General features: G+C 56.4%; 10 protein-coding genes. 9 read left to right on the forward strand and 1 reads right to left on the reverse strand.

Going from position 1 to position 11,859, the window contains the following annotated elements:
- Nucleotides 1-37: 37 nt before the first annotated feature.
- From N675_RS06195 to lipB, 6 genes are all read left to right on the forward strand, one after another.
- Nucleotides 38-1,045, forward strand: a complete 1,008-nt coding sequence (locus N675_RS06195; protein ID WP_038038576.1) for a DUF1385 domain-containing protein — start codon at nt 38-40, stop codon at nt 1,043-1,045.
- Between the two features lie 28 nt (nt 1,046-1,073).
- Nucleotides 1,074-2,534, forward strand: a complete 1,461-nt coding sequence (gene argH, locus N675_RS06200) for an argininosuccinate lyase (RefSeq protein ID WP_038038578.1) — start codon at nt 1,074-1,076, stop codon at nt 2,532-2,534.
- Nucleotides 2,531-3,022, forward strand: a complete 492-nt coding sequence (locus N675_RS06205) for a GNAT family N-acetyltransferase (protein ID WP_051914309.1) — start codon at nt 2,531-2,533, stop codon at nt 3,020-3,022. The genes argH and N675_RS06205 overlap by 4 nt, the downstream gene beginning before the upstream one ends.
- Nucleotides 3,022-3,435, forward strand: coding sequence for a carboxymuconolactone decarboxylase family protein (locus N675_RS06210; protein ID WP_038038579.1), 414 nt, complete (start codon nt 3,022-3,024; stop codon nt 3,433-3,435). Before N675_RS06205 ends, N675_RS06210 begins: the two co-directional genes overlap by 1 nt.
- A gap of 95 nt (nt 3,436-3,530) precedes the next feature.
- Nucleotides 3,531-4,448, forward strand: coding sequence for a lipoyl synthase (lipA, locus tag N675_RS06215; RefSeq protein WP_038038580.1), 918 nt, complete (start codon nt 3,531-3,533; stop codon nt 4,446-4,448).
- A 32-nt stretch (nt 4,449-4,480) separates the two neighbouring features.
- Complete coding sequence (gene lipB / locus N675_RS06220; protein ID WP_051914311.1) at nt 4,481-5,212, forward strand: lipoyl(octanoyl) transferase LipB; 732 nt, start codon at nt 4,481-4,483, stop codon at nt 5,210-5,212.
- Here the strand turns inward: lipB and N675_RS06225 are convergent.
- Nucleotides 5,209-8,073: a DEAD/DEAH box helicase gene (locus tag N675_RS06225; protein WP_231577950.1), complete on the reverse strand. Its 2,865-nt coding sequence runs from the start codon at nt 8,071-8,073 to the stop codon at nt 5,209-5,211. The genes lipB and N675_RS06225 overlap by 4 nt on opposite strands.
- A gap of 111 nt (nt 8,074-8,184) precedes the next feature.
- Between N675_RS06225 and N675_RS06230 the strand changes: the two genes are divergently transcribed.
- The 3 genes from N675_RS06230 to N675_RS06240 are packed head-to-tail and all read left to right on the forward strand — an operon-like array spanning nt 8,185 to nt 11,857.
- Nucleotides 8,185-9,375, forward strand: coding sequence for a glycosyltransferase family 4 protein (locus N675_RS06230; protein ID WP_038038582.1), 1,191 nt, complete (start codon nt 8,185-8,187; stop codon nt 9,373-9,375).
- Nucleotides 9,366-10,397 carry a thiamine-phosphate kinase gene (thiL, locus tag N675_RS06235; RefSeq protein WP_038038583.1) on the forward strand — a complete coding sequence of 344 codons (1,032 nt, stop codon included), beginning with the start codon at nt 9,366-9,368 and terminating at the stop codon, nt 10,395-10,397. The genes N675_RS06230 and thiL overlap by 10 nt, the downstream gene beginning before the upstream one ends.
- A gap of 50 nt (nt 10,398-10,447) precedes the next feature.
- Nucleotides 10,448-11,857, forward strand: a complete 1,410-nt coding sequence (locus tag N675_RS06240) for an amidase (protein WP_038038584.1) — start codon at nt 10,448-10,450, stop codon at nt 11,855-11,857.
- Nucleotides 11,858-11,859 lie beyond the last annotated feature (2 nt).

Below are 11,859 nucleotides of genomic sequence, written 5' to 3' on the forward strand. Positions count from 1 at the left end.
CAGCCCAAAGGCGGCGTGAGGACAGAGGGCAGAAGCCATGGCAGAACAGTGGGCATATGGCGGCCAGGCCGTGCTAGAAGGGGTCATGATGCGCGGCCGGCGAGGCATGGCAGTGGCGGTTCGACTGCCTTCTGACACGATTGCTGTCTGGTATGAGCCAATTGCGCTCAGCCACTGGCAGTTGCGTGTGCGGCGCTTGCCGTTGGTACGTGGCGTCTTTGTGCTGTGGGATACGCTTGTCCTTGGCATTCGAGCCCTTGTCTTCTCGGCCCAGGCTCTTGCCCGTGCTGAGCTTGGTCAGGGTGCTGCCGAGACAAGCAGTCAAGGAGAGAATATTCGCCCCTGGCTATGGGGTACTGTTGCTATCTCACTGGCATTTTCGCTTGCGCTCTTCTTCCTCCTGCCGCTTGGGTTGGTCAGCCTGGTTGACCGCTGGATTTCCAGTGCGCTCGTAAGTAACCTCATCGAGGGAATAATCCGACTTGGCATTTTGCTGCTCTACCTTGTGCTTATTGCGCGCACCCCTGACGTTCGTCGCGTCTTTCGCTATCACGGTGCGGAACATAAAACAATCCATGCCTATGAAGCACACGTGCCACTTGAGCCGGACAACGTGCGACCGTTCAGCCTGTTACATCCGCGCTGCGGAACGGGCTTTTTGTTAATTGTGATGCTGATTGCCGTGCTAGTCTTTGCTCTCCTTGGCCGCCCCCCATTATTCTGGCGTGTTGTATCTCGGATTGCCCTCGTTCCGGTGATTGCCGCTCTCGCGTATGAGTTCATTAAGTGGACAGCATCGCAGTACCATCACCGGGTTGTGCGCTGGTTGACCTGGCCAAGCATGGCGTTGCAGCGCTTGACGACCGCTGAGCCAGATCGTTCAATGCTTGAAGTTGCAATTGCGGCACTGGAGACTGTGCTGTATTACGATGGCCAACAGTCTTTCGCCCCTGTCCTGCATCACGTCGTTCTGGTCGATGCTCTTGGTGTGCCGCTTGAGGAGAAAGTCGCGGATGCGGCATCGGTTTCCGCACAACGCGGCTAACTGGCGGTAGTATCGTTCGGTGGTGGGAATGGAACGCGGTTCAACAAAGCTCTGGGGTGGGCGCTTTCACGCCTCAACTGATGCACTGGTTGATCAGCTTAATGCGTCCTTGCCGTTTGATCAGCGTCTTGCGGTGCACGATATTCTCGGTTCGGTTGCTCATGTTGCCATGCTCGCACGGCGGGGCATTGTCTCCCGTGACGATGCGCTTGCTATTGTGGATGGCCTTCGGCAGGTCTTAGCAGAAATTGAGGCGGGAACGTTTGAGTTTCGGCTTGCCGATGAGGATATTCACCTGAGCGTTGAACGGCGTCTGCATGAACTCCTCGGTCCAGTCGCTGGTCGGCTGCACACTGCGAGGAGTCGGAACGATCAAGTGGCGCTCGATTTTCGTCTGTGGATCCGCGACGCGATCCTGGCGCTTGGGCGCGGGCTTGCCGATGTCTGTGAGGCGCTTCTTGACCTTGCAGAGCGCGAGCGCGAGACGATTGTTCCGGGCTATACCCATCTCCAGCGTGCCCAGCCGATTCTCCTGAGCCATCACTTCCATGCTTACGTCGTAATGTTGCTACGGGATGCAGATCGTCTTCGGGAGTTGTATGCGCGGGTCAATCGCTCTCCTCTCGGTGCTGGGGCTCTTGCGGGTGTAACGTATCCTATCGATCGTGAGTATGTTGCAACCCTCTTGGCGATGGATGGTATTTGCGAGAACAGCCTCGATGCCGTCGCTGACCGTGATTTCGCCGTTGAGTTCTTAGCTGATCTCAGCATAATCCTCGTCCACCTCTCCCGGCTTGCCGATGAACTTGTGCTCTGGTCGACGGCTGAGTTCGGCTTCATCGAGTTTGCTGATGCCTTTGCAACCGGCAGCAGTATCATGCCCCAGAAAAAGAATCCGGATGTCGCTGAGCTGATTCGCGCAAAGACCGGCCGGGTTTTTGGCCATCTTCAATCAATGCTCACCGTGCTGAAGGGCTTACCACTGGCCTATAACAAGGATCTACAAGAAGACAAAGAAGGTGTCTTTGATGCCGTTGACACTGTTCAGCTTATTCTCGCTGTCCTCCCCCCTGCGCTTCGGACACTGACGATCAACCGTGAACGTATGGCTCAAGCCGCTGAGGAGAGCTTTACTGTAGCGACCGACTTGGCTGACCACCTTGTCCGTTGTGGCATTCCGTTCCGTGAGGCCCATGCCATTGTTGGGCGACTTGTTGCGTATTGCATTGAACATGGGAAAACCTTCGCGACGCTTGAACCGGGTGAATGGGCGCAGTTCCATCCCGTGCTCGTAACGTCTCGTCCTCCCCTGACGGCGCGAGACGCGGTTCTGGCTCGCGAAATTCCTGGGGGCACTGGCCCATCACATGTCGCGGCGGCCCTTGCCCGTGCCCGTGAGCACGTGCAAACGTGGCGGGCATGGCTTGCTGAACAGCAGGCACGGATAGAAACAGCCTTTCATCGCCTTCGAACAGGAGCGCTGGTATGACAGCACTTGAGGAAGCGGCGCACCCCCATCGTATTCATGTTGCTCCTGTAACAACGACAACGGACCTCGAAGCTGTCTATGCAATCCGTGATGAAGTTTTCCATCGTGAACAGCAGTTAACGCGTTTTGTGCGTGACGATCCTGATGATCGATTTAGTCTCAATGTTCTCGCGGCGGTCGATGGGGTCCCGGTTGGAACAGGGCGGGTCACGCTGTTCGGTGATGAGGCACAGATCGCATGGGTGGCAGTACGAAAGCCATATCGCCAGCTAGGGGTTGGCCGTGCAATCATGGTCTTTCTCATCGACTGGAGCCGTCAGCAGGGTGCCCGCTATGTCACGCTGAATGCGCAGACGCATGCGTTGGAGTTCTATCGGAAGCTTGGGTTCGTACCCGTTGGCCGTCGGTTCTTTATGGCCCATATCGAGCATCAGATGATGGTGCTTACCCTTACGAATCAGGATGAGACTGAGAATGGAGTGGCCTAATGGCAGACAAGGGGCGCAACATCCCGCCGGTTACACCTGCGGAGGCCAACGTAACGGTACAACAAGCGTTTGAGCGGATTGCCAGAACTTTTGGTTCCGGCACCGTTCCTGCTATCTATCAATCCGTTGCTCAGAATCCGACCGTGTTGGATGCACTTGTCACGTTTCGCGGACAAGTGATGGACACCGGCGAGCTTGATGCAGTACTCAAAGAGTGGCTAGCCTGGGCTGCAGTGATCTTGACGCATAACGCCTTCGGCGTCCGGATTCATACTGCTCGTCTCCGCCGTCTTGGAGTAACCGATGCGCAACTAGTGGAAGCTCTTGGTGTGTTAGGGTTTTTCAGCGCGATGGGGACGGTTGCCCACGGCATCGGCCTGACGGCGGAAGATGCTTTGCCTCCAGAGCAGTGAGATGGTGGGAAGAGATTCCAGGCTCACGTGGTTCAATAGGAGCAGAGTAGTCATCCGATGCAGCCCGGCTAGGATGAGAAAGGGTAGCGGTCTCAATGGCGCGCGTGATTCAGCCGATTCTTCTGCAGCGTAAGCCCGAGTGGTTCAAGATCAATCGGCAGTATGGAGAGGATTATCTGGATCTCAAGCGGATTGTCCATGGACGCGCACTCCATACAGTCTGTGAGGAAGCGCGTTGTCCGAATATCTATGAGTGCTGGAATCAGCGGACCGCAACGCTCATGATCCTCGGTGATCACTGTACGCGTGCCTGTCGATTCTGCAATGTCAAGTGGGCACGCAGCAGCACGCTTGACCCAGACGAACCGCGGCGCGTTGCAGAGGCTGTCGAAGCAATGGGTTTGCATTTCGCGGTTATTACCTCGGTTGACCGCGATGACCTTCCTGATGGCGGAGCGCATATCTTCGCCGAGACCATTCGGCAGATTCGTCAACGCATTCCCGACTGTGGTATTGAAGTGCTCATCCCTGACTTCCAAGGTAACTGGGATGCGCTGCGCGAGGTTGTTGAGGCCGGTCCGGATGTCATTGCACACAATATTGAGACTGTTCCGCGGCTCTATCGTCGTGTCCAGCCGTGGGATAACTATGAGGTTAGCCTCGAACTGTTCCGTCAGGTAAAGCGCATGAATCCTGCCATCATCACCAAGTCTGGATTGATCGTTGGCATGGGTGAGACAAAAGAGGAACTCGTTGAGGTTATGCGTGATCTCCGAGCATGCGATGTTGGCATCTTGACGATTGGTCAGTATCTTCCACCGACACCGCGGCATTATCCGCTTGATCGTTACTACACCCTTGAGGAATTCGCTGAGTTGCGTGATATCGGCTATCAGCTCGGTTTCGGTCACGTTGAATCAGGGCCGCTTGTCCGTTCGTCGTATCGAGCAGCCGAGCAGGTCGAGTCGTATCGCGCTCGAATGGCGCAGTCGTCAGCTGGAGCCGTACGTTAGCGCTGGAGTGTTGCACGAGCAGCGATTAGGCGATGCGACAAGCAAGCATGCAGAGCGACGTCACACCGATTACCGTTGTTCACCTCGGACACATGCCGTATCTCCCATGCTGGCAACTGCAACGTGCGCTTGCTGCGGCGCGACGTCGTGGGGACGTGTCTGACCTGCTCTTACTCGTGGAACATCCTCCCACGTATACCATCGGCAAAGGTGGAAGTTGGGACAATCTCCTGCTCGATGCGCAGGCCCTTCAACGGCTCGGGGCTGTTTGTGTCACCGTTGATCGTGGTGGCGATATTACGTTTCACGGGCCGGGGCAACTTGTTCTGTACTTCATCATGGCACTCGGTCCCGAGGAACGACGCGTTCGGCGCTTTGTTGAGCGTCTTGAGCGCGTGGTGATTGAGACGATCGCTGCCTTTGGCATTACGGGCCATATTGACCCAGCATATCCTGGCGTTTGGGTTGGTGATGCCAAGATTGCCGCGCTTGGTATTGCGGTGCATCATGGGGTAACCTATCACGGCACGGCACTCAATGTGGATCCGGATTTGCGCTACTTTACCTACATGATTCCCTGTGGCATTCGAGGTCGCGGCGTGACTTCACTCGCTCGTGAGCTTGGCCGGTCCGTGCAGTTCGCTGAAGTGCTCCCACCACTGTTGTCAGCGGTTGAGCACGTCTTTGAACGGCCAGTGAGCGTGGGGCCAAATCGCGACCAATTTCTTGCTTCCTGGGCTCAGTTGCTTATGAATGCTGCTTAATTCGCTTCATTTGATTGCTCGGTCATTGGCAGCAACCCAATGAGCAGTGATTGTTCCACGATATCACGCCGGACAAGTGCTTCAGCCTCTTCCAGCGTTGTGCGCAGTGGATGCTCAGGCATGACGCGAGCGAGCATCTCACGGACTTGGCGCATTAAATCCAGGGTCTTGTTAAACGTCATAACCAGGTCGCCTTCACTCAGCTCAATCTGCTCGAGGATCTGCGCCATTGTTTGGCCATGGCACCATGCCCGCATGGCGCCGTAGAAGCCCGCACTATGCCCCGTTGAAAGAAAGAGACCATTCCGGCGCTCGAGTTCAAAAATCTCCTGCTCGAGTCCTTCAAGACGCCGGCGGAGTAAAACGAGGCGGCTCGGCAGGACAAAACTGTTAGCAAAGCGGGCATCGCGATCAAAGGCGAACCACGAAAGCACTTCAGCAGTGTCAGCCGCGTCAAGGTTCCGGAAGAAGTCACGATCAATCATTTCGCAGATAATTAGCCCGTTCGTATCGAAAACTTCGGCAAGCGTGTCGGCCTTGGCTGTTGGGTATCCCCGGTGGAGATAATCGAAGTGCTCGAGCACTTTGCGAATCCCGCGAATCAGTTCACGAACCCGCCGCTCCTCATTCGCGAGCTCTTGGCTAAGCTGTCGCTCGAGTTCTGCGCGATGCCGCTCAAGGCTTGCGATTGTCATAAGATAGCCCTGGTGTTCCTTCCGACGCGGGCACTGATGGCATGGATGTTGATGCCGTGCACGCATGAGCGTGGTGAGCTCAGAACGCGTCTCGTGAAGTTGCTCCTCGATACGTCTGCGTTGGTGCGCATATCGAGCTTCCAGTGCTGCGCGGTGTGCTGCAAGGGCATCGTCAAGGTCGGGCAAATTACGCTGTTGGAGCATCTCCCACAATTGCTGAAGTTCTGCCTCTGGAACGAGCTCACGAACATCAGCATAGGCTTGCCCAAGTTGCTGCAATGGTTCTGGCACAGGCAATGGCTCAATGCCGCTTGGGAGATAGTCGATCTGGCGATACTCCGTTAATTCGGCAACCGCGTGATTACGCGTTAACACAAGGGCGATCCCGCTACCACTGCCGCGACCAAGGAAGATCGTCCAACCATAGTCTCGGGTGTGCAGTGGGGTTCCGGGAGCTAATGTCTTGAGTGCACGACGGAGGAGCGGCCGGCCAGGCTCGGTCCACGGACGCTCATCCAGTTCGAGTTCAAGTGCTTTCCGTTCTTGGGTAAGTCGTCGCTCACGGCTGCGCAGTGCGTTGACTGAGGCAACGAGATTACGGTACTCGTAGAGCAATTCATCGCCGTCGAGACCAAGCAAACAGCCACGTGGTACAGCCTCGATTTGTTGCCCAACCGCCACAATATCGTCTTCCAGCTGACGTACCCGTTGCGCTGCCTGGTACTGTGCGAGGCTTTCGAGCAGGAGATGGCGAACACGATCCCCATGAGGTGGATCCCAGAGGTTCAGGACCGTGTTGTAGCGTACCGTAAAGGCGCTGCGTACCGGCTCGAGTTCACCAGTTGCGACTGCCAGCATATCTTTGAAGCTAATCCAGGGGCTATATGGAACGACGACATTGCCGCGTTCATCCATGCCGCGTCGGCCAGCTCGTCCAGCCATCTGCTGAAATTCGTTTGGGGTGAGGAGCCGGCGACGACGCCCATCCCACTTCGTCATCCGGCCGATAACGACCGTGCGCGCTGGCATGTTCACACCCAGTGCGAGCGTGTCGGTCGCGAAGACAACCTTCATTAATCCTTGGCTGAAGAGAACCTCGACGAGTTGCTTCAAGATTGGCAAGAGTCCAGCATGATGAAAGCCAATACCTTGGCGTGCGAGGTCCAAAATCGTCTGAACTTGAGTAAGTTCTTGGTCTTCTGGACGCAATCGTGTCAGGAAGTGGCTGATAGTCTGCTCAATCTGTTCCCGTGTTGCGTCGTCGCGGACGAGCCGCACGCGCATCATCGCAAGCCGCTGGGCGTAGTCTTCGCAGTCGCGGCGGCTAAAGAGGAAGTAAATGGCTGGCAGCATGTCCTCTGCGGCAAGTGCTTGGACAATCTCCCAGGGTGGCGGCTCAGCCTCTTCCGCTTCTCGACGGAGCTCAAGGGTGAGCCCGCCACGTGCTATCTGACGACGGATTTCGCCTCCAAGGTGGGAATAGTCAGCCACCTGATGACCGTGGTGGTCAATCACGAGACGAAGCTTCTTGTCGTAATAATAGTAGAGTGCAAGCGGAACTGCCCGCTCATTGTGCACAATGAGGCGAATTGGCCGGTGTGTGCGGCTGATCCAATCAGCAATCTCTTGCGCATTGGAAACCGTAGCAGAAAGGCAGATGAGCTGAATGTGCTCCGGGCAGAGGATGATTGCTTCTTCCCAGGTTGTGCCGCGTTCAGGATCGGCGAGGTAGTGAATTTCATCGAAGATGATGCACTCGACATTGTCGAGTTCCCATGGTGTCTGGAGCATCATGTTGCGCAAGACCTCGGTCGTCATGACCAAGATCATAGCGTCGGGGTTTTCTGTCACATCTCCCGTGAGCAGGCCAACATTGTTGCCGTAGATGGCACGGAGGTCACGGAACTTCTGGTTACTGAGGGCTTTAATCGGCGTGGTGTACATCACGCGACTGCCACGCCGGAATGATTCATAAACGCCGAATTCCGCAACAACGGTCTTGCCCGTACCTGTCGGGGCAGCGACCATCACGGAGTCGCCCTGCAAGAATGCTTCAATTGCTTCGACTTGAAATGGGTCGAACTGGAAGGGGTAGAAGACGGCAAATTGCTCAAGGATTTCCTGGGTATTGATTGTGTCATGCATGTGTTCTCGGTGTGCCTCCATTCACCGCAACATCCTGCCCGATACTCACAATAGCTGCAAGTATAGTCGGCAGCTGGTGTCCCTGCGATAGAAGGGAATAAATCGTTACAATCGGGCACGAGAGGAGGTGGCGTGCGGGTAGGCTTGCTCGGCCATCTGCTGAGCTTTCGCCCCGGATATCGCCAGGCGGGAGTGAGCCGCTATATTGAGGCTCTTGTGCGAACCCTCCCGCACGTTGACCCTACGCTGCAGCTGGTGCTCTACACCAGTGCTGACACATGGCGACGTGCTCCGCAGAACTTTTCTGATCATGTGACAGTACGGGTAACACCATTGCCCACTCATACGCCGCCGGTCCGGATTGTATGGGAGCAAGCTGTTGCGCCGCTACAGACACGCCGAGACCACGTCGATATCCTTCATGCTCCGGTTAACGTTCTGCCGCTGCTTAGTCCACAGCCATCAGTGGTGACTGTGCATGATCTCGCATTCTTGATTGAACCGGCGACGTATCCTGCCATCAAACGCTCCTATCTGACGATCTTTACTGCTCTTTCCGTGCACCAGGCTACCCGGGTGATTGCTGTTTCTGAGCAGACACGCCAGGCATTGCTCGCGCGTTTTCGGCTGCATCCGAGCCGCGTCGTTGTTGTGCCGAATGGCGTAGATTCGCGTTTTCAGCCTGTTCGTGATCCTGTGGCGCTGGCTGCCTTGCGTGAGCGTTTTGCGCTGCCCGAGCACTTCTTCCTCTATGTTGGCACATTGCAACCACGCAAAAATCTTGTTCGCCTCATCAAGGCTTTTGCGCAGATCGCTACCAAGCTTGGCTGGCCTCTTGTCCTTGTTGGAGCGCGCGGATGGCAGGACTCGGAAATCTTTCAACACCTGCAAGCGTTAGGGTTGCATTCGGCAGTTCGCGCTGTTGGCTATGTGCCAGCGGAAGAGTTGCCGCTGTGGTATAGTGCCGCAACGGTCTTTGTCTATCCCTCAATCTATGAAGGCTTTGGGTTGCCAGTACTTGAGGCAATGGCATGTGGCACGCCAGTCCTAACATCAGCTGGGACGGCCATGGCTGAAGTTGCGGGTGATGCTGCGTATCTCGTTGATCCGTATGATATCGAGGCAATCGCGCAAGGGCTGTGGCAGTTAGCGACGGCCCCGTCACTACGTGCCGATCTCGCTGCTCGAGGTATCGTACGGGCCGCCCAGTTTACCTGGGAACGGACGGCACGCGAGACCTTTGGTGTCTATCAGGCTGCGCTATGTGCGTGGAACAAGTGCGTGCGACAGAGATCAGGGGAGGAGCGACACGCATGTCGTTAGGCGGGCGCCCGTTACGTGACATTGGGGAATTCGCACTTCTTGAACAGATTGCCCGGGTTGCTGAACGTCCTCAGCCGTCCTTGCGACTCAAGCTTGGTATTGGCGACGATGCAGCTGTGTGGGAGCCGCGACCACATCGATGGCTAGTTGTCTCTTCTGATACGCTTGTGGAACGTGTCCACTTTCGTTTGGACTGGACTGACTGGGAATCCCTTGGGCATAAGGCGCTCGCTGTGAATCTCAGTGATCTTGCTGCGATGGGAGCGCGCCCCTGGTTGGCGCTTGTTGCGCTTGGGCTGCGTGGCAGTGAACGCGATCAGGAGATCATGGCGTTTTACCGCGGGATGCGCCGCCTTGCTGACCGTTTTCGTGTTGAGATTGTTGGGGGTGATCTCTCGTCGTCACCTCAGGCTGTTACCATCACGGTGACAGTCATTGGTGATGGCCCGAATGATCCGCAAGGACTGCTAACGCGCAGTGCTGCTCAGCCGGGTGACTGGATCGGCGTCACCGGTCCGCTTGGCTTAGCTGCCGCTGGCTTGCGGGTTTATGAGCGCGATTTACGCCTGCTCGATGGTTCGCCGGTCATGCAAGAGGCGTATAACCGTCCCTGTCCCCGAGTGCGCGAAGGGTTACTCTTGCGCCGGTGTGGTGTCCGTGCGGCTATGGATATCAGCGACGGCTTGTTTGGCGATTTGCCTAAGATGTGCCAGCAAAGCCATGTGTCGGCTGTTGTTGATCTCTTCGCGATTCCAATTCCGAACGCGGTGAAGTGGGCATTCGATGACTGGCAGGACGTCGCGCTGCGCACTGGTGAGGACTATGAATTGCTCTTTACTGCTCCGCCGCCAATCTTTGAGCGCGTCTGCACGGTTTTTGCTCGGGCTGGCTTGCGGCCGCCGTATCGTATTGGTGAAGTGATCCCGTGTGGTGAAGAAGAACCGCAGCTGTTCGTTCGTAACGTCCTCGGCCGTGTTGAACCGGTGATTGCTCGCGGGTACAGCCACTTCTCGTCAGCCTGAATCGTGCTAGCATGCGCAGGGGAGCAGAAGCTGATAGAACGGAGTGCGAGATGGCTGATGATCTTTTCTATCTCTCAGCGCTTGAGCTGCGGCAAGAGTATCAGCGCCGGTCCCTCTCGCCGGTTGAAGTCACGCGGGCGGTGCTGGAACGGATTGATCAGGTCAATCCTCGCCTCAAGGCGTTCATTACCGTGACAGCTGACCTTGCTCTCAAGCAGGCACAACGCGCAGAAGTGGCGTATGCGACGGGCCATACGACACCACCATTACTTGGTATTCCTATCTCGATTAAGGATGTCACACCAACCAAGGGCATCCGAACGACCCGCGGTTCGCTCCTCTGGAAAGACTGGATTCCAGAGGAGGATGCACCAGTCGTTGAACGAGTGCTGGCTGCTGGAGCAATTCTCCTTGGGAAGACGAACACCCCAGAATTAGGCTGGAAGGGTGATTCAACGAACCGTCTCATTGGCTCAACGCAGAATCCATGGAAACCCGGTAAGACAGCGGGCGGTTCAAGCGGTGGCGCAGCGGCAGCGCTTGCTGCGGGATTAGGCCCATTGGCTCAAGGGACTGATGGGGCTGGCTCAGTACGTATTCCCGCGTCATTTTGCGGGGTCGTTGGCGTAAAGCCGTCATTTGGCCTTGTGCCCTACTACCCGCCAAGTGCTGTAGAATCCCTTGCTCATGTTGGACCAATGGCGCGGACGGTTGCAGATGCTGCGTTGTTGCTCAACGTCATGGCTGGTCCTGACCCACGTGATCGGAATTCGCTAAATGCAACGGGAATTGATTATCTTGCTTCGCTCGAGGGAAGCGTTGCTGGGTTGCGGGCATTATGGGTGCCGCGCATTGGACCGTTGCCGGTTGATCCAGAAGTCCTGCGCATTGTCGAAGATGCTGTCCGTCTCCTCGCCGATCTTGGCATCAGTGTCGAGACAGCGCCGCAGCCGCTAGAAGATCCTTACGAGGTCTTGGAGGTAATCTGGTCAACAGCAATGGCCGCTGCAGTGCACAATCGGCCTCCTGAGGATCGCGCGCTCCTTGATCCTGGTATCGTGCGCCTGATTGATCATGCGCAGCGCTTCTCTGGCGTTGACCTTGCTGTGGCATATGCAGAACGCTCTGCCTATGCTGATCGCCTTCGCCGCTTGACAGAGCCCTACGACATCCTACTTTCGCCAACGACGCCAGTCGCAGCCTTTGAAGCCGGCGCTGATCATCCAGGGCATATTGCTGGGCAGCCGACAACCTTCTTGCATTGGACACCATTCACTTATCCGTTTAATTTCACGGGGCAGCCTGCCGCCTCGGTACCCTGCGGGTTTACCGCTGATGGACTACCGGTCGGTCTACAGATTGTTGGCCGATGGCGTGATGATCTCACCGTGCTGCGTGTGGCGCGTGCGTTTGAGCGTGCCAAGCCATGGCACAGTTATCGTCCTCCACTTGCGGCATAGTG

This window comes from Thermorudis peleae, assembly GCF_000744775.1.
Lineage (GTDB): Bacteria > Chloroflexota > Chloroflexia > Thermomicrobiales > Thermomicrobiaceae > Thermorudis > Thermorudis peleae.